The sequence below is a fragment of the Acidovorax sp. GW458-11-26-14-TSB4 genome (genome assembly GCF_059423865.1).
The window spans coordinates 240182-258607 of record NZ_JBWKYR010000003.1 but is presented as its reverse complement, the minus strand read 5'-3'; the positions used below and the strand labels follow the sequence as shown (position 1 = coordinate 258607).

The 18426-nt window shown below is 68.3% G+C and carries 15 protein-coding genes; 5 read left to right on the top strand and 10 right to left on the bottom strand.

Features of this window, described 5'->3' with window-relative positions; genetic code table 11:
* The first annotated feature begins 13 nt into the window (after positions 1-13).
* Both AC07X5_RS09810 and AC07X5_RS09805 read left to right on the top strand, forming a co-directional pair.
* Positions 14-367 (top strand): rhodanese-like domain-containing protein, encoded by a 354-nt coding sequence (locus tag AC07X5_RS09810; protein ID WP_409957229.1) that lies wholly within the window; start codon positions 14-16, stop codon positions 365-367.
* 55 nt (positions 368-422) lie between these two features.
* On the top strand, positions 423-1751 hold the full coding sequence (locus AC07X5_RS09805; RefSeq protein WP_494769961.1) for a TolC family outer membrane protein: 1329 nt from the start codon (positions 423-425) through the stop codon (positions 1749-1751).
* A 13-nt stretch (positions 1752-1764) separates the two neighbouring features.
* Here AC07X5_RS09805 and AC07X5_RS09800 read toward each other — a convergent pair whose 3' ends face one another.
* Entirely contained in the window at positions 1765-3261 is a 1497-nt protein-coding gene (locus AC07X5_RS09800) for a CYTH and CHAD domain-containing protein (protein ID WP_494769960.1), read from the bottom strand.
* A gap of 219 nt (positions 3262-3480) precedes the next feature.
* On the opposite strand from AC07X5_RS09800, the gene AC07X5_RS09795 reads away from it, so the two are divergent.
* On the top strand, positions 3481-5004 hold the full coding sequence (locus AC07X5_RS09795) for an alkaline phosphatase D family protein (protein ID WP_494769959.1): 1524 nt from the start codon (positions 3481-3483) through the stop codon (positions 5002-5004).
* A 50-nt stretch (positions 5005-5054) separates the two neighbouring features.
* Entirely contained in the window at positions 5055-6980 is a 1926-nt protein-coding gene (locus tag AC07X5_RS09790; protein ID WP_494769958.1) for a PhoX family protein, read from the top strand.
* 67 nt (positions 6981-7047) lie between these two features.
* On the opposite strand, the gene AC07X5_RS09785 is transcribed toward AC07X5_RS09790, so the two are convergent.
* The 9 genes from AC07X5_RS09785 to AC07X5_RS09745 all read right to left on the bottom strand — a co-directional run bounded on the left by AC07X5_RS09785 (position 7048) and on the right by AC07X5_RS09745 (position 16684).
* The gene (locus AC07X5_RS09785) at positions 7048-7545 is read right to left on the bottom strand and encodes an arsenate-mycothiol transferase ArsC (RefSeq protein WP_494769957.1); all 498 of its coding nucleotides are present in this window, start codon (positions 7543-7545) and stop codon (positions 7048-7050) included.
* 99 nt (positions 7546-7644) lie between these two features.
* Positions 7645-8790, bottom strand: coding sequence for an ABC transporter substrate-binding protein (locus tag AC07X5_RS09780; RefSeq protein ID WP_494769956.1), 1146 nt, complete (start codon positions 8788-8790; stop codon positions 7645-7647).
* A 231-nt stretch (positions 8791-9021) separates the two neighbouring features.
* The gene (locus AC07X5_RS09775) at positions 9022-9903 is read right to left on the bottom strand and encodes a phosphate/phosphite/phosphonate ABC transporter substrate-binding protein (RefSeq protein ID WP_494769955.1); all 882 of its coding nucleotides are present in this window, start codon (positions 9901-9903) and stop codon (positions 9022-9024) included.
* Entirely contained in the window at positions 9900-11519 is a 1620-nt protein-coding gene (locus AC07X5_RS09770; RefSeq protein WP_494769954.1) for a putative bifunctional diguanylate cyclase/phosphodiesterase, read from the bottom strand. Before AC07X5_RS09770 ends, AC07X5_RS09775 begins: the two co-directional genes overlap by 4 nt.
* Positions 11520-11555: 36 nt before the next feature.
* Complete coding sequence (locus tag AC07X5_RS09765; RefSeq protein WP_494769953.1) at positions 11556-12176, bottom strand: cache domain-containing protein; 621 nt, start codon at positions 12174-12176, stop codon at positions 11556-11558.
* A gap of 215 nt (positions 12177-12391) precedes the next feature.
* Entirely contained in the window at positions 12392-12961 is a 570-nt protein-coding gene (locus AC07X5_RS09760; RefSeq protein ID WP_494770094.1) for an outer membrane beta-barrel protein, read from the bottom strand.
* 186 nt (positions 12962-13147) lie between these two features.
* Positions 13148-14488 (bottom strand): 3-deoxy-D-manno-octulosonic acid transferase, encoded by a 1341-nt coding sequence (locus AC07X5_RS09755; RefSeq protein WP_409960757.1) that lies wholly within the window; start codon positions 14486-14488, stop codon positions 13148-13150.
* Positions 14485-15267: a carbon-nitrogen hydrolase family protein gene (locus AC07X5_RS09750; RefSeq protein WP_494769952.1), complete on the bottom strand. Its 783-nt coding sequence runs from the start codon at positions 15265-15267 to the stop codon at positions 14485-14487. Before AC07X5_RS09750 ends, AC07X5_RS09755 begins: the two co-directional genes overlap by 4 nt.
* Positions 15268-15295: 28 nt before the next feature.
* Positions 15296-16684, bottom strand: coding sequence for a phosphomannomutase/phosphoglucomutase (locus AC07X5_RS09745; protein WP_494769951.1), 1389 nt, complete (start codon positions 16682-16684; stop codon positions 15296-15298).
* 148 nt (positions 16685-16832) lie between these two features.
* Here AC07X5_RS09745 and AC07X5_RS09740 point away from each other — a divergent pair, with 148 nt between their 5' ends.
* A complete protein-coding gene (locus AC07X5_RS09740; protein WP_494769950.1) occupies positions 16833-18422 on the top strand; it encodes a DNA-3-methyladenine glycosylase 2 family protein in 1590 nt (529 codons plus the stop codon).
* Positions 18423-18426 lie beyond the last annotated feature (4 nt).

The window sequence follows — 18426 nt, the reverse complement described above, 5'->3', positions numbered from 1 at the left end:
TGGAGTTTTTTGCATGATCGAGCACATCCGCCCCGCCCAACTCGCCGCCTGGTTCGCCACCGCCCCCGCTGGCAGCCGGCCCGTGGTGCTGGATGTGCGCGAGCCCTGGGAACTGCAGACGGCCAGCGTGCGCGCTGACGGGTTCGAGCTGGTGGCCATCCCCATGGGCCAGCTCACCGGCCGCCTGGCCGAACTCGATGCCGCCCGCGATGCGGGCACGCCCATCGCCTGCCTGTGCCACCACGGTGCGCGCAGCCTGCGCGTGGCGGCGTTCCTGGAGCAACAGGGTTTCGAGCGCCTGGCCAACATCAGTGGCGGCATCGACGCGTGGTCGCACGAGCGCGACCCGGCCGTGCCCCGCTACTGAGATGCGCGCCCGCTTTCGCACCCCTTCGACATGCAGACTCTCCTGAAAGGCACCCATGACACCGTTGTTTCGGTTACTTCCCCTGTCCCTTGCGCTGGGCATGGCCTTGTGCGCTCCCGCACAGGCCCAGAGCCTGATGGAACTGCTGGAGTCCGCGCGCACCTATGACACCTCCTGGCAATCGGCCCGGCTGCAGCTCGATGCGGCCGCGCGCCGCGCCGACCAGGCCCGCGCCGGCCTGCTGCCCAGCGCCGGCCTCTCGGCCGGCCTCTCGCGCGCCAACACCGATGTGAGCCGCCCGCCGGTGGAGAAGACCGCCACCACCCAGACCCTGGGCGTGAACGCTTCGCAGCCCCTGTACCGCCCGGCCAACCGCATCAACCTGGAACAGGCCCAGCGCGGCGTGGACGTGGCCCAGGCCCAGCTCGATGCCGCCAGCCAGGACCTGCTGGTGCGCGTGAGCCAGGCCTACTTCGACGTGCTGGCCGCGCAGGACACGCTGACCTTCGTACAGGCGCAGAAGGCCGCCGTGTCGGAGCAGCTGGCCTCGGCCAAGCGCAATTTCGAAGTCGGCACCTCCACGGTGACCGACTCGCGCGAGGCCCAGGCCCGCTACGACCTGGTGATCGCCCAGGAGATCGCGGCCGAGAACGACCTGCGTGTGAAAAAGCTGGCGCTGGACCAACTGGTGGGCATTACCGGCACCCAGCCCAAGCCGCTGGCACTGCCCCTGCAACTGCCGCCCGTGCAGCCCGACAACGTGGTGACCTGGGTGGACACGGCGCGCGAACTGCAGCCCGGCGTGCGCCAGGCCCAGATCGCCCTCGATATCGCGCGCCTGGAAACGAAGAAGGCCGAGACCGGCCACCTGCCCACCGTGGACCTGCAGGCCGGCTACAACATCCAGCGCAACCCCACCGGCACCATCACCACCCCGGGCATCAACAGCCGCACCAACAACGCCAGCGTGGGCCTGGCCCTGAACCTGCCGCTGTTCGCCGGCTTCTCGGTGCAGAACCGCATCAAGGAAACCCTGGCGCTGGAAGAAAAGGCCAGCGCCGACCTGGAGACCACGCGCCGCAACGTCGCCCAGGCCACGCGCGCCGCCTTCTTCGGCGTTCAATCGGGCCAGGGCCAGGTGCAGGCCCTGCAGGCCGCCGAGGCATCGAGCCAGAGCGCGCTCGACGCCAACAAGCTCGGCTACCAGGTGGGTGTGCGCATCAACATCGACGTGCTCAACGCCCAGAGCCAGCTGTTCCAGACCAAGCGCGACCTGGCCCAGGCGCGCTACAACGTGCTCTTGGGCACGCTCAAGCTGCGCCAGGCCGCCGGCACGCTCACGCTCGAAGACGTGCAGGCCATCAATGCGCTGCTGACGCCCTGAGCGTACGTAGATTTCAGATCCGGCGAAAACGGGGCGGCTCGCCGATATTGGCGAGCGCCTTCTTCGTCGCCTTGACCACCCCCTCGCGGCGCGCCGCCAGCCAGCCGACGCTGAACCAGGCCTGGGGATCGCTGGCGGCCATCTCGCGGTAGATGCCGCTGGCCACCTGCTCGTCGTTGAGCCGCCCCAGCGCCGACAGCGCCGGCTGCAGGCTTTCCAGGAACTTGCCCCCCTCCCCTTCGAGCACGGGCGCCACGAATTCGGCCAGGAAGCGCAGGCGCTTCAAGCGCTTGCGCACGCTGTGCTGCTCCTCGGCCGAGAGCGATGCGAAGCGCCTGGTGTCCTTGTGGATCTTGCCGTGCAGCGCATGCAGCCGCTTGTCCAGGCATTTGCGGGCCTGTCCCGGGCCCAGCGCCTCGTCTTCCTGCGGACCCGAACCCTGGGCCGTGAATCCCATCAACGCAACCAGCGCGGCCTGCAGGGCCGGTGCGCTGACGATATCGAACGGGGATGCGCTGGCTGCCCTGGCGGCTTGTTCTCCCACGGGCGGTGCGCCCGCCTCGCGAAGTTCGGCACCGATCGCGTCCAGCGCCTGGTCGCGGTCGCGCAACTCGCCCAGGCCCCGGAAGGCATCCACCAGGGGCGCCTCCCAGGCAGGGGCGAAACGGCCCGGGGCCAGGGCGTCGAGCTCGCGCAAGGCCGTGCGCAGGCGGCGGATGCCGATGCGCAACTGGTGCACATGGGTGGCGTCGCCCGAACCCTCCACGATCTCGCTGGCATTGGCCAGGATCTGCGCCAGGCAGTTGGCCACCGCAGCACGCTGCAAGTTCGGGCCCTGGAGAAACTGCTTGCGGCTTTTGGCTGACGCCATGGGGCGTGCCTTGGCGGCCGGCCTGGCCCAGTGTTCGGCCATGAGCCGCTCGCCGCGTTCGGCTTTGGACACCGTGTTCAGCACCAGCCCATACTGGGCCGCCCACTGCGTCGCCACCTCCACCAGGCCCGCCACCGGGCCCTCCTTGAGCTCCAGCTCGAGCTCGCAGACCGGTGTCTCTTTTTCCTGTGGCGAGCCGCCGTGGGCGACGATGCGGCCCAGGTCGAAAGCCAGTTCGACCACGCCGCCCCGGAAGGCCAGATCGCGCGTGGTGCGGTCGATCTCGGTGCGGTAGGTTTCCACCAGGGGGCCGTCCGCGCTGTCGAGCGCGGCGCGCAGGCGTTCGCCCGCCCTGGTCCCAGCATGCAGCGCGGGGCGCGCCAGCGGCGACGGGGCATCGAGCGTGACGTTGTGCTCCTCCCGGTCCAGCGGGCCATCGCCCATGGCTTTGACGGTCTGCACCCATTGCTCGCCCTCCTTGCGCAGGCGCAGCGCGATGCCGCGCGAGGACAGCGCCTTCTCCGCCGTGTCGAAATAGCGCGCCTCGAGGCGGATGGCCGAGGAGCCGCCGCGCCGCGCCGCCGCCTTCACAGCCGCCAGGCGCTTGGGCGGGATGCTGAACTTGAATTCGATTTCCATGGGCCTATTGTCCCCCTGGCGCAACAGGCCCGCCTGTCATCAATCTGCCATTTTCGTATCCTAAGCTGGCGGCTCCAGGTATGCCCTGTGCCGTGATATCTCGCGCCTGCGGCCCCGTGGACACCGCGAGAGAAACCGGCAATGAGAATATCGGAGGGGTCGCCGCTGAAAAGAAGGGCCGTCCTGCGCTCGGTTGCGGGTGCCTGCGGCATCCTGTCATTGCCTTGGCGGGCGGCCACCGCCTGGGCGCAGACCGCACCGCAGGCCCAGCGCCCCACCCTGGCCAAGGGGGTCATGAGCGGCGACGTGGTTCCCGGCCGCGCCATGGTCTGGAGCGCTACCGACCGGCCCGCGCGCATGCAGGTGCAATGGGACACGACGCCGCGCTTTGCCGACGCCCGCACCGTCAGGGGCCCGCTGGCCCTGGACGTGAGCGATTGGACAGCCCGGGTGGACCTCACGGGCCTGCCTCCCGGCCAGACCATCTTCTACCGCGTCCAGTTCCAGGATGCCGGGCAGCCCACCCTGGCCAGCGAATGGGTGGCAGGCCACTTTCAAAGCGCGCCCGCCATGCGCCGCAACGTCCGCATCATCTGGTCGGCCGACACGGGCGGCCAGGGCTTCGGCACCCACCCCGACATGGGCGGCATGGCGCTGTACGAGACCATGCGCCGCGCCGAGCCCGACCTGTTCCTGCATGCGGGGGACACGATCTACGCCACCACGCCGCTGGCGGCGCAAAAGGTGGTCGAAGACGGCCGGGTCTGGAAGAACATCGTCACGCCGGCACGGTCCCGGCCCGCACAGACCCTGGCCGAGTTCCGCGGCTGCCACAGCTACAACCTGATGGACGAGCACCTGCGCCGTTTCAATGCCGAAGTGGCGCAGGTCTGGAACTGGAGCGACCACGAGGTGACCAACAACTGGTCCCCATCCAAGGATCTGGGGCCCTGGCAGGACTACACCGAAAAGCAGTTCGGCATCCTGCAGGCCTACGGGACCCGGGCCTTCCTGGAATACGCGCCCATGCGCTGGCATGCGCAGGATGAGGCCGAACGCATCTACCGGCGCATTCCCTACGGTCCCCTGCTCGACGTGTTCGTGACGGACATGCGCAGCTACCGGGGTGGCAACAGCAGCAACCTGCAGCCGCAGGAGAGCGCGGACACGGCCTACTTCGGCAACACCCAGGTGGACTGGCTGCTGCGTGAACTCAAGGCCTCGCGTGCACTGTGGAAGGTGATTTCGCTGGACATGCCCCTGGGCACCCTGGTGCGTGACGGCCAGTTGAAGGACGCGCAGGGCAGCCAGGTCATGGAAAACAATGCCAACGGAGACGGTCCGCCCCTGGGCCGCGAACTGGAAATCGCCCGCCTGCTGCGCCAACTGGCGCGCGGGCGGGTGCGCAACGTGGTCTTCACCGCAGGTGATGTGCACTACGCGGCAGCACATTACTACGACCCGGCGCGCGCGCAGTTCCGTGACTTCGAGCCTTTCTGGGAGTTCGTGGCCGGCCCCATCCACGCCGGCACGGCGGCGCCGCTGCCCATGGACAACACCTTCGGCCCGCAGGTCGTCTTCAGCAAAGGCGCTCCGCCCGGCCAGACGCTGTCGCCGCTGGCGGGCCTGCAGTTCTTCGGCCAGATCGACGTCGATGCCCGGAGCCAGGCTTTGACCGTGCAGCTCAAGGATGCATCGGGCGAGGCCATCTACCGCCAGACGCTGGAACCCCGGCGCGCATGAATTTCCCGTTCCCCCAAAAGCAATCCCGCCCACCCCACTGAGAGACTCCCATGGCAAAAGACTTCGATTCGATGGAAGACAGCAACCGCTCGGCCAACCCGAGCATCCACGAGGTGTCGGCGCTGCGCCGCCGCACCCTGCTCGGCGGCGGCCTGGCATCGGCCGTCGGGGGCCTGCTGGCGCCGCTGGCCGCCGTATCGCTGCCCGGTTGCGCCAGCGGTACCGGCATCCCCAGCGGCCCACTGCTGGGCTTCAAGAGCGTGCCCATCGGCACGGCCGACCGGGTCGTCGTGCCCGAGGGCTATGTGGTGCAGATCATCGCGCCCTGGGGCGACCCGGTGGGCCTGTCGGGCGAGAACCCGGCGTTCAAGGAAGACGGCTCCAACACCGCGGCCGACCAGGAAGCGCAGCTCGGCATGCACCATGACGGCATCCACTTCTACGCCCAGGAAGGCAGCCGCCAGGGCCTCCTGGTGATGAACCACGAGTACACCGACGATGGCCTGCTGCACGCCGACGGCATGAAGACCTGGACGGCCGAGAAGGTGCGCAAGGCCCAGGCCGCGCACGGTGTCTCGGTCATCGAGGTGGAGCAGAAGGCCGATGGCCAGTGGGACATCGTGCGCCCCTCGCCCTGGGCGCGCCGCATCACGGCGCGCACGCCCATGGTCTTCGGCGGCCCGGCCGCCGGCAACGCCATGCTGCGCACCGCAGCCGATCCCGAGGGCATGCGCCCCCTGGGCACGCTGAACAATTGCGCCAGCGGCATCACCCCCTGGGGCACCTACCTGACCTGCGAAGAGAACTTCATCAACTACTTCAAGGGCCCGGACGCTCCGAACGCCCATGACACGCGCTGGGGCCTGCGCAAGGGCGAGCCCGCCGGCTACCGCTGGGCCGAGCACGATGCGCGCTTCGACGCCACCAAGAACCCCAACGAGCCCAACCGCTTCGGCTGGATCGTGGAAATCGACCCGTTCAACGCCAGTTCCACGCCGGTCAAGCGCACGGCGCTGGGCCGTGCCGCCCACGAAGGCGCCACGGTGGCCGTGACCAAGGACGGCCGTGCCGTCGTCTACTCGGGCGAGGACTCGCGCTTCGAGTACATCTACAAGTTCGTGAGCCGTGACAAGATCCGCAAGGGCGGCGCGCGCGAGAATGCCGAGCTGCTGGACCACGGCACGCTCTACGTCGCCAAGTTCAACGCCGACGGCAGCGGCCAGTGGCTGGCGCTGACGCACGGCCAGGGCCCGCTGACGGCCGCCAACGGCTTTGCCGATGCTGGCGAGGTGCTGATCAAGACGCGCCAGGCCAGCGACCTGCTGGGTGCCACCAAGATGGACCGCCCCGAGTGGATCGCCATCGGCAAGGACGGCGCGGTCTACTGCACGCTGACCAACAACAGCAGCCGCGGCACCCCGGGCCAGCCCGGTGTGGACGCGGCCAACCCGCGCGCCAACAACAGCATGGGCAACATCATCCGCTGGAAGGAGGCCGGAGACTTCGACGGCGCGCGCTTCCAGTGGGACCACTTCATTCTGGCCGGCGACCCGGCCAACGAGCGCGCGGAGGCCAAGGGCAGCGTCAAGGGAGACGCGTTGGCCTGCCCCGATGGCCTGTGGGTCGATGGCCGCGGCGTGCTGTGGGTGCAGACCGACATGTCCACATCGGCCATGGGCAAGGGCGACTTGGCGCGCATGGGCAACAACGCCATGCTGGCGGCCGACCCGCGCACCGGCGAGATCCGCCGCTTCCTGGTCGGCCCTTCGGGCTGCGAGATCACCGGCGCGACCATGACACCCGATGGCAAGACCATGTTCATCAACATCCAGCACCCTGGCGAGAGCCCGAGCGAGCGCAGCGACCCCGCCGAGCCACGCAAGTTCTCCAACTGGCCCGATCAGCGCCCGGCCGGGCGCCCACGTTCGGCCACGGTGGTGATCCGCAAGGCGGACGGCGGTGTGGTAGGCACCTGAAAAAGAAGCGGGGCGGAGCAGCCCTGCTGCTCCGCCCCGCTTCGGGCTGGTTTCGGCCTCGAAAAAGTCAGCCCAGGTAGGCCAGGTCCCGGACATCCGAGCGCAGTGCAGCCCGGTCCGGGTCGCGCATCGGCAGGCTGGAGAGGATTTCCAGCCGGCGGCGCAGCGACATCAGCATCGCGTTGGCGGCCTTGAGGGGGTCCTCCTCGCCGGTGGCCCCGCCCACCAGGTCCGGGTAGGCCCACAGCGCCGTGTCCGGCTGGCCGCTCCACTTGGGGGTCAGGTTCTGGATACCTTCGTCCATGGTGATGACGAAGTCCGCCTTGGGTGCGCCCAGGCGCGCGAACTCGTTCCAGTCGTACTGCTTGTCATCCCGCAGCGCGATGCCGGCAATCTGGATGGCCTGCAGGGCCAGCTCGTGCGGGCCCGTGGCCAGCATGCCCGGCTTGCCGCAGGAATAGGCGCGGAACCGGCCCTTGCTGACGTGCTCCAGGCAGGCCCGCGCCAGCACGCTGCGCAGGGAATTGCGCGCAGAAACAAAAACCACCACGTGAACATCTGACATTCGACCTCCGAAGTTGCACCAACACCGGTTTAAGCCTGGCCTTGGTGGATCTTACCGCGATGCAGGGATTGCATCCATCATGGGTTATTTGGAATGGGATTACCTTAGGACACGCCCGTCGCTGGCAATCACGGTCTGGGTGACATAATGGCTGATGCGGGATTTTCCGTCGAAAATGACATTGAATCCGCCCAGATCGCTGTCTTCCCTTTTCTTGAGTGCAATCAACAGAGAAGACCGGGTCACCGGCTGTGCCGACCGGGAAATGGCATTTTCCGTGAACTTCGCGGCGATAAACCCTGCCAGGCCCTGCGGCGTCGGCTCTTCATCGAAAAGGCGCCCCAGGGCTTCCCGGTATTCGCGGGCCACGGGCATACCGGCCGTGACCGGCGGTACCACCTGGGTGGCAACCACCGATATCTGCCGGGGTATTTTCGACATTTGTGCAAGTACCTGCAGATTCACATCGGCCAGGGCAATGACGTAGCACTGCCTGCCCGCCGGCATGGCCAGTTGCTGGATGAATTCGTGCAATTGCAGCGTATCGCCCAGGAAAAGGACCACCGGCACTTCCGGCTGGTATTTGTACCCGTTGGTACTGAAAGTGGAAGCCGGCACATGGTTGACGCTGATCCTGGTCGCCAGAGCCGCTCTCTCGACCGAGCTCCTCGATTGCTGCTCGTACAGGGGGGATGCGAAGACCGTCACCACCCGGGGCACGCCCATGACGGCGAGCGAGCGCACGGCAAACTCGATCTGCTGACGATGCCCCGCAAATATGTCGAAGGAGCCCTCAAGATTGCCTTTTTCGGCAGGGTTGTGCATCCAGGGCGCGATAATCGGCAGCGATCTGGCAATGCCTGCCGATTTCTGCAGTGCGCACAACTGCTCGGAAAGGTTGTTTCCCACACAGCCGGAAATGGCCACGCAGCGCGCATCGGAAATAATGCCATTCCAGGCATTTTTCACGGACTCTGGCGTCCCATCCACCTCCATTACCAGGTGCTGTATCTTTTTGCCGCGAATACCGCCCTTGGCATTGAGGTTCTGCCATGCCACCTTGGAGCCTGCCATGAAATCGCGGCTGACCTCCTGCTGGCCAGCCGACATATCCACCACCTGGGCAATGGCAATCGCATCCGGCTGCGCGGCCCTGGGCAATGATGAACTCCACCCCATTACCGAACCGGCCATGGACGCTGCGCAGTATTTAACCAGCTTTCTCCGGTTCGAACTGATCTGCATGGAGGCTCCGTCGCGATGGGTAAGTCCAGCCTCTCTCACTGCGAGAAAGGTGTTTCATTCTGTAATTTCTTTGTTGCAAAATAATGACCTGGGATTTACCCTGAAAGACCCTTCAAGTCACGAATGTTTAATGAAGCCGCCGTAGGCTGGCCGTCAGGGCGTGCCTTGCGGGCGCGCTGGCGCTCAGCCTGGCTGCCCAGGCTGGATCCAGCGTCCCTTGGCTCTTGTCTTTTACTGCGGGCGCACCAGCTCCCGGATGGACTGGTAATCCGCGTCCGACGCCGGCACGAAGCGCCGCCCACCCAGTTCGTTGAACATGGGCTGCAGCGCGGGAGAATCACCCAGAAATACCGCCCGGATCTTGTCCACGACGGGCGGGCACAGGCTGCTGCGGTAGACGAAAGGGTCCGTCGGTATGGGCGGCGACTTCCACAGGACCGCCAGCTCCCGGGGCGAGGCCGTCTTCTTCTGTCCATACTCCTCCAGCCGCCTGCTGGACACGAAGGTCGCATTCACCAGGCCCTTGTGGACTGCCTCCAGGGCGCGCAGGTGCGAGCCTGCGTAGGTGACCCGGCTGAAGTACTTCTCCACCGGCTGGCCGGTCAGTTTCTGCACGGCCTGCATGGGCAGCAAGGCCCCCGAGGTGCTTACAGGGTCGGTCAGGCTGAGGGTCTTCCCCTGCAGGTCCTTGAGCGACTTGAAACCGCTGTCTGCACGCACGACGAGGACCGCCCGGTAGGTTCCGGGTGCTGCGGCATCGGCGCGCAGGCCCTCGGACAGCACGGCAAACGCCGTGACCGACGGGGCGCGCTCCATCAGCAAGGCATACGAGGCCGGCCCCAGCTCGGCCAGGTCGATGGTGGCGGCATGCAGGCCTTCGACCACGGCCCCATAGGAATTGCTGCGCACCACCTCCACCCTTTTTTGCAGCACGCGCCCCAGCTCCTTCATCAGGGGGCGCAAGGCCTGTTCCTGCTGCGCGCCGTCGGCCTTGGGGATCGAGGCAAAGCGCAGCACGGAAGGATCGTCACAGCCCTGGGCCAGGCAGGCGGCGCTTGCGGATGCGATCAGGCAGCACACTGCCAGTCTGTGGAGGGGGGAGGAGATCATCATTCGGGCACGATGGTGGGCTGGTTCAGCAATCGAAGCGCTTCGTCGGCAGGCACGGGACGGCTCAGGTAGTAGCCCTGCACCTCGTCGCAGCCCGCGGTCTTGAGCTGGACGAGCTGGTCGAGCAATTCGACGCCTTCGGCGATGACCCGCATGCCCAGGCTGTGCGCCAGGGTGATGATGGAGGTCACGATCACGCCGACTTCCTTGCTGGTGCGGATGTCGTTGATGAAGGATCGGTCGATCTTCAGGCTGCTGATGGGCAGATGGCGCACCTGGCTCAGGTTCGAAAAGCCGCTGCCGAAGTCGTCGAGCCCGACCAGCACGCCCATGTGCTGCAGTTCCTCGAGCACCTGGATGGCCATGTCCAGGGGTTCGACCAGCGAGCTTTCGGTGATCTCCATTTCGATGTCGCCGGCGCCCAGGCCGTGGGCATACAGCAGTTCGGCCATGCGCCGGGGCAGCCCCGCATCGCGCAGCTGGCGGGGCGAGACGTTGAAGGCGAGCGGGACCACGTCCACTCCCCGCTGCCGCCACAGGGCCTGCTGGGTGCAGCAGGCCTGCATGACCCAGTCCCCGAGCGGGACGATCAGGCCGGATTCCTCGGCCAGAGGGATGAAGTCACCCGGGAAGACCAGGCCCAGCTCGGGATGCTCCCAGCGCACCAGCGCCTCAAACCCGACGATGCGGTAGTCCGACAGCCGCACCTTGGGCTGGAAGTGCAGCACCATCTCGCCTTTTTCGATGGCCTGCGGCAATTCCTCCTGAAGCCGCATGGCCCGGTCGGTCTGGGGACGGAGCGCCGCGTCGTAGTACGAGAAGCAGCCGCGCCCCCGGCGCTTGGCCGCGTACATGGCGGAATCGGCATTGCGGCACAGGCTGCTCACATCGTGCCCGTCGCGCGGGAAGAAGGCGATGCCCATGCTGGGGCTGGTCTGCACCTCGTGGCCTTCCAGCTCCGCGTAGGGCTGGCTCAGCTGGTGCAGCAGCTTGGTGGCGATGGCATCCACCGACTCGGCCGAATCCAGCTCGGTCAGCAGCACGGCGAATTCGTCGCCGCCCATGCGGCCCACGATATCGGCGCTGCGCAGTCCGTTTCGGAGCCGTTCCGCCACGGCCTGCAGCAGGCGGTCCCCGACATGGTGCCCCAGCGTGTCGTTGATGGACTTGAACCGGTCCAGGTCCATGTAGACCAGTGCGTAGTGCTTGCGGCTCCTGCGCGCGACTTCCAGGTGGCTGGCCGCGAGTTCATTGAACAGGCGCCGGTTGTGCAGTCCCGTGAGGTGGTCGAACGATGCCAGCGCCACCGCGCGCGCCTTCTCTTCTTCCAGCTGCGCGATCAGCGAACGCTTCTCGCCGTCCGCGCTCACCAGTGCCAAGAACAGCGACTGCTGGCGCCGAAACCCCCGCGCCAGGCCCCAGCTCGCCACCGCCAGCACCCCGGCCAGCACGGCGATGGTGGCCCAGACACGGATGCTGCTGCGCACATGGCTGGCGCGGATCTCCGACAGCTCCTTGCTCACCACCACGATGAACGGCGCACGCTCCACCTGGCGGGCGCTGGCGATGTGGCCGCCAATGCCCTGGGTTTCACCCGCGAAACTGGTTCCATCGGCCACTGACGCCAGCGCGGCAAGTTCCTCGAACCGGCGCCGCTAGCGCTGGTGCGTCAGGCCCTCGGCGCGGGCCTCTGCCAATTCCGTGCCGTCCCGCCCCAGGATGCGGATGACGCCGCTGCGCCCGATGTCGATGTTGCGGTACAGGCCGAGGAAGTAGCCCATGTCCAGCGTGATCAAGAGAAAGCCCTTGCTGACCCCGTACTCGTCGGCAATGGGAAACAGGACCGGCACCGCCCACAGGTTTTCCTGCGCGCGAACCGAGGCCAGCACCGCCACCGCGCGGGTTTCGGTGCTGTCGCTGCTGAGCACGATGGATTCCAGCTCCTCGCGCGTGGGCGCATTCGTGCCGGTGGGCGACGAGCTGTACACACGCCGCAGCGAGGTGTCGTAGAGCGAGAAATTCAGGAAGATCTGGTCGATGGCCAGCATGCTCACGAGGCGCTGCTCGGCTTCCATCCGGTCCCCGCTGAGCCAGGACTCCGCGGCCACGGCCACCGTGCGGCCCCGGTCCATCACCTGGGTGAGGTTTTCCGAGATGATGGTGGCCAGGCTTTGCTGCTGGGCTTGCGCATTGCTGTCCAGCAGCTGTTCTTCTGCCCGCAGGCGCTGCCAGGTCAAAAGGCAGATGAGCAGGACGGCGCACACGGCCAACGCCATGCTCGCCCACCGTATGCGCAGCCAGCCGTCCTGCCTGGATATCGTGTGCCGCGCCAATGGACCGGTAGATGATGGGTTGCGCACGCGGCGGAAGACTCACTCGGAAAACCGGTATTTTCGCAGTGCGTGCGCAACCATCTGTGACATTTTCATGTCACAGATGGTTATTTCATGTCATCAAGCAGACGCCGCTTGCGTGGGGCGGCACACCTGCCTCAGAAGCTGGCGCGCAGGCCCACGGTCACGAGGCCGCCCTTGGCGGCGCGCGAGAGCTTGCCGAAGTGGTCGTAGTCGGCGGTGATGGCCAGGCTGCGCGACAGGCCGTACTCCAGACCGCCGCCCAGCATCAGCCCACGCTCGCGCCCGATGGGATTGGCACTGGCGGGCAGGACATTGCGGCCTGACACCCGGCCCTGGGCAATGCCGGCCCGGGCGTTGATCGCAATCGCATCGGTGACCGGAATGCGCCCGGTGGCCGCGGCATACAACACGCGGCCCTTGCCCTGCTGCTCGATCTCCGTCCCGCCCTGGCGCACGCGTTCGCTGAACTTGCCCAGTTGCGCATAGCCGGCCTCGGTGCCCAAGTTCTCGGTGAAGCGCAGGCCGCCATAGAGCTGGAGGCCGGTGCGTCCTTGCTGGCCACCGGCGCGCCGGGATCGGCCGGACGGTAGCGCGAGACGCCTGCCGCGCCACCGACGTACAGGCCCGTATGGGGCGCCGGTTCGGCCTGGGCGATGCCGGTCATGGCCGTGCGCAGTGCCAGGGGCACGAGCAGCGACATGCAGGCTGATGACCCCGGCCGCACTCCGTCCACCTCGGCCTGCAGCACACGGTCGAAGGCGTGGGCGGCCAGGATGCCAAGCTTGCGGGCGCTCAGCGCCTCGCCGGCCTCGTAGCCCATTTGCCCCATCAAACCGGCAATGGCGGGTGCGTCGGCCAGCATTGCCGTGCGGATGGACGGCAGCGCCGGCTCAGACATCGGAGTCTTCGATGCGTCCCACGGTGCGCCTGCGCACCAGCTGCAGCAGCTCCTGCACCGTGGCACGGGCGGCGCCCCGGTGCTGGCGTGCAAAGCGGGCCGCACGTTCGCTGGCGGCCGCCTGCTGCGCGGGGTCGCGCACCAATCGCATGGCCTGCGCGACGCCGGCCGTGAGGTCGGGCACACGCTGCGCTGCTCCGGCTTCGCACGCCAGCTCGGCAGCCTCGGCAAAATTGAAGGTGTGCGGGCCCAGCACCACAGGGCAGCCGCAGGCAGCCGCTTCGATGAGGTTCTGCCCGCCCAGCGGGGCGAAGCTGCCGCCCAGCAACGCCACGTTGGCCATGCCGTAGTACAGGGCCATCTCGCCCAGCGAGTCACCCAGCCACACGTCGGCCGGCTCGGGCTGCAGGCTCCAGGTGCTGCGGCGCGACACCGTGAGGCCTGCCGCCTGGAGCAGTTGCTGCACCTCGTCGAAACGCTGCGGGTGCCGCGGCACGATGAGCCATTGCACGGGTTGCGCCGCATCCGCACGCGAGGTGCTCCAGGCACGGATCGCGTCGAGCCACTGCGTCTCCTCGCCCTCGCGGCTGCTGGCCAGCATGGCCACGGGGCGCATCGCCTGCACGCGCCAGGCGCGCCCCAGCTCCAGCTGCGCCGCATCGGGCACCACGTCGAACTTGAGGTTGCCGAACACGCCCTTCACGTGGGCGCCGATGGCGCGCAGCCGTGCGGCATCGTCGTCGGTCTGGGCGTACACGGCCGCCAGGGCCCCATAGGCGGGCCGCGCCAGGGGCGACACTCGCTTTGCCTTGCGCAGCGAGTGCGCGTTGAAGCGGGCATTGGCCAGCACCAGGGGCACGCCACGCTGGCGGCACGCGGCCACCAGGTTGGGCCAGACCTCGGTCTCCATCAGGATGCCGATGGCCGGGCGGAACTGGCGCAGAAAGCGCAGCACGGCGCCCTGCGTGTCCCAGGGCTGCCAGACCTGCACATCGCCAGCCTGCAGCAGCTTCTCGCCTTCGGCCCGGCCGGTGGCCGTGCCATGCGTCAGCAGCAGGCGCATGCCGGGCAGTTGCGCGCGCAGCTCGGCCAGCAGGATGGCGGCGGCGCGCGTCTCGCCCAGCGACACGGCGTGGATCCAGACGAACTGGCCCAGCGGATCGGTGCTGCTGTGCAGCACCAGGCTGTCGATGGGCTGGGGGTAGCGGCCAAAACGCTCGGCCACGGCCACGGCATAGCCGGGCTCGGCAGCCGCGCGGCGGCGCAGCTTGCGGCGCAGCAAGGGCTGGGCGGCCCAGGTCACCATGGAGTACAGCGCGCGCGCGGTGCTCATGGAGACACCACGACCACCTGCCCCTGCCAGGCATCTCCCCTTCGGGAGGCGATGACCAGGCAGGCCCCAGCCCCGGGCGCCGCCGCCACCAGCTCGCCGCCTGGGGCCCAAAAGGCGCTGCGGCCGGCGCAGATGTAGCCACCCGTGGGGGCGCCATGGTTGGCCATGAGCACCGCCAGCCCCAAATCGGCGGCATAGCCTTGCAACTGGGCGGAATCCTGGGGATAGCCAGCCTCGGAGATCACCGAGCCGCAGGCATACAGGGAAGCACCCACGCCACGGGCGGCGCGGGCGTGCTCGGGGTGGGTGGTGTCGGCGCACACGGCCAGCGCCGTGGGCTGGCCTGCCAGCGGGCGCACATGGACGTCTTCGGTGCCGGCACTGGCGAATTGCTCTTCGCCAGGGTGCAGGTAACGCTTGCGGTACAGGGCAGCGCTGCCATCGGCCTCGAACACCCAGGCGCCGATGGCGGGCTTGCCGCCCGGCACGACCGCCGCTGCCGGAGCCCCCACCACCAGGGCCATGCCAGTGGCGCGGGCGGCTTCGCGCAGGGGCGCCAGCACGGCATCATCGGCGCCGAGCACCAGGTCCGCGACCAGCGCGGGCTCATAGCCCGTCAGCGACAACTCGGGAAACACCAGCAGTTGCACGCCCTGCTGCGCCGCTGCGCGGACCATGGCCAGGTGCGCCTGCACATTGGCCGGCACCTGGCCCGGCACGGAAATCGACTGTGCCGCAGCGATGCGCGGCGAGGGAGGCAGGGGGATGTTCAAGGACAAGGCATTCGCAAAGGGGGTCGGTCCGGAATCAGTGGGCAGCCGCACCCAGTTGGGCATCGGGCTTGACCTTGTGCAGCAGCGCCAGCATGGCCGCTTCGATGCGCTTCAGGGCCTCCTCGGTGTGCCCTTCGAAGCGCAGCACCAGCACCGGCGTGGTGTTGCTCGCGCGGATCAGGCCGAAGCCGTCCGGCCAGTCCACGCGCAGGCCGTCGATGGTGTTGACCTGGGCCGGCGCGCTGAAGCTGCCGGCCGCCAGGGCCTGCAGCTCGGCCGTGAGGCGGTGCGGCTCGCCTTCGGCGCAGGCCACGTTGAGTTCGGGCGTCGAAAAGCTGGTGGGCAGTGCATTGAGCACCGCGCTCGGGTCGGCGTGGCGGCTCAGGATTTCGAGCAGGCGGCAGCCGGCATAGGTGCCATCGTCGAAGCCGTACCAGCGTTCCTTGAAGAAGATGTGGCCGCTCATCTCGCCACCCAGGGGCGAGTCGAGCTCCTTCATGCGCGCCTTGATGAGCGAGTGGCCGGTCTTGAACATCACCGGCACGCCGCCCGCGGCCGCGATGGCCGGCGCCAGGCGCTGGGTGCACTTCACGTCGAACAGGATGTTGCCGCCGGGCACGCGGGTGAGCACGTCCTGGGCGAACAGCATCATCTGCCGGTCGGGGAAGATGTTGGTGCCGTCGCGCGTGACGATGCCCAGGCGGTCGCCGTCGCCGTCGAAGGCCAGGCCCAGCTCGGCATCGCTGCCCTGCAGCGCGGCGATCAGGTCGCGCAGGTTCTCGGGCTTGCTCGGATCGGGGTGGTGGTTGGGGAAATTGCCGTCCACCTCGGAGAACAGCTCGATCACCTCGCAGCCCAGGGCGCGGAAAATGGCCGGGGCCGTGGCACCGGCAATGCCGTTGCCGCAGTCGACCACGATCTTGAGCGGGCGCGCCAGCTTCACGTCGCCGACGATCCTGTCGCAGTAGGCGGGCAGCACGTCCACATGGCGCACGCTGCCGCCATCGGCGAGCTGCCAGCTTTCCTGCTCCATGGTGCGGCGCAGGGCCTGGATTTCTTCGCCGTAGATGGCGCGCCCATTGAGCACCATCTTGAAACCGTTGTAGTCGCGCGGGTTGTGGCTGCCGGTGACCTGGATGCCGCTCTGGCACAGCGTACTGGCTGCGAAATACAGGAGCGGCGTGGTGACCATGCCCACGTCGATCACCTCGATGCCTGCCTCCACCAGCCCCTTGATCAATGCGGCCGACATGGCCGGGCCGGACAGGCGGCCATCGCGGCCCACGGCCACCATGGTCTGGCCTTCGGCGCGGGCGGCGGTGCCGAAGGCACGGCCCAGGCCCAGGGCGACTTCTTCGTTCAGGGTCGACGGCACGATGCCGCGGATGTCATAGGCTTTGAAAATGGCAGGCGTGGGTTGCACGTGGAGGGCCTTTGCGGTGAGCGTTGGAACGGTGCTGGATTGTAGGGGGCGCCCCCTGCAGCTCCAGGGAGGGATCGTAACCATGTCTGCGGGGGCACATGTCCGAAAACGGCCAGACCGGATGTAGGCGCGGCCTATCATTCCACCCATGTCCACCCCCCTGCTCTCCCCTGGCCCCTCGTCCCCCGCCACCGCTGCGGCGGCGGATGACGAGGGCCGCTACCTGGCCCTGCAGACCCGTGATGCGCGCTTTGACGGCCGCTTCTTCACCGGGGTGACTTCCACCGGCATCTACTGCCGCCCGGTCTGCTCCGTGCGCACGCCCCGGCGCGAGAACTGCCGCTTTTTCGCCATGGCGGCCCAGGCCGAGAGCGCCGGTTTCAGGCCCTGCCTGCGCTGCCGGCCCGAGCTGGCGCCGCAGTCCCTGGCCTGGTCGGTACAGGATGCCACGGACATCCTGGTGCGGCAGGCGGTGCGCCTGCTCGATGCACCCGAGGGCTGGGCCAGGGACAGCCAGGGCGCCACGGTGGCCCGCCTGGCCGAACGCCTGGGCGTGAGCGACCGCCATCTGCGCCGCATCTTCGAGGCGGCGCTGGGCGTCTCGCCGCTGCAGTACCTGCAGACGCGGCGCCTGCTCACGGCCAAGCAGTTGCTGACCGATACGCCCCTGCCCATCACCCAGGTGGCGCTGTCCAGCGGTTTTGGCAGCGTGCGCCGCTTCAACGCGGCGTTTGCCGAGCACTACGGGCTCAACCCGGGCCAATTGCGCAAGAACGGCCGTGCGGAGGGCGTGCGCAGCACCGGCACGCTGCGCCTGGCCTACCGGCCACCGCTCGACGTGGCAGCCCTGCTCGCTTTCTTCGAACGGCGCAGGTTCCTCGGCGTCGAGTGGGTGCAGCAGGAGGGCGATGGTGCCCCGGCCCTGCGGCGCACGGTGCGCCTGTCGCCTGCCGTGACGGGCGCCACGGAGGTGACCGGCTGGCTCAGCGCCCGCTTCGACACCACGCGCCACCAGGTGCTGCTGCAGACCAGCGACAGCCTGTACCCGGTGCTGCCCGTGGTGATCGCCCGGGTGCGCGCCATGCTGGACCTGGATGCCGAGCCCGGCGCCATCAATGCCGTGCTGCACGAGCGTTTCCCAGAGGGTGATGGCCTGCGCGTGCCGGGCGCCTTCGACGGCTTCGAGCTGGCCGTGAGCGCCGTGCTGGGCCAGCAGATCACGGTGGCTGCGGCACGCACGCTGGGCCAGCGCCTGGTGGAACGGCTGGGCGAACCCATCGATACGCCCTGGCCCGAGCTCACCCGGCTGTTCCCGCCGCCCTCGGTGCTGGCCCGGGCCGAGGGCGAGATGCTCGGCCAGATGGGCATCGTGCGCCAGCGCCAGGCGGCCATCGTGGCCTTGGCACGTGCGGTGGACAGCGGCTCCCTGGCGCTGCATGCGGGCGCCGATGTGGCCGGCACCACGTCGGCCTTGAGTGCTCTGCCCGGCATCGGAGACTGGACGGCCCAGTACATCGCCATGCGCGTGCTGCGCTGGCCGGACGCCTTTCCTGCTGGCGACGTGGCATTGCACAAGGCCCTGGGCGTGCAGGGCCAGAAGAACCCGGCCCGCGCCGCCACCGAAGCTTCGGCCGCCTGGCGTCCGTGGCGCAGCTATGCCGTGTTGCGCGCGTGGGCGGAACTGCCCCTGCCCGGCACAGCCCAGGCCTCCACACCCCGGCCGCCGGCTGGGCAATGACCAC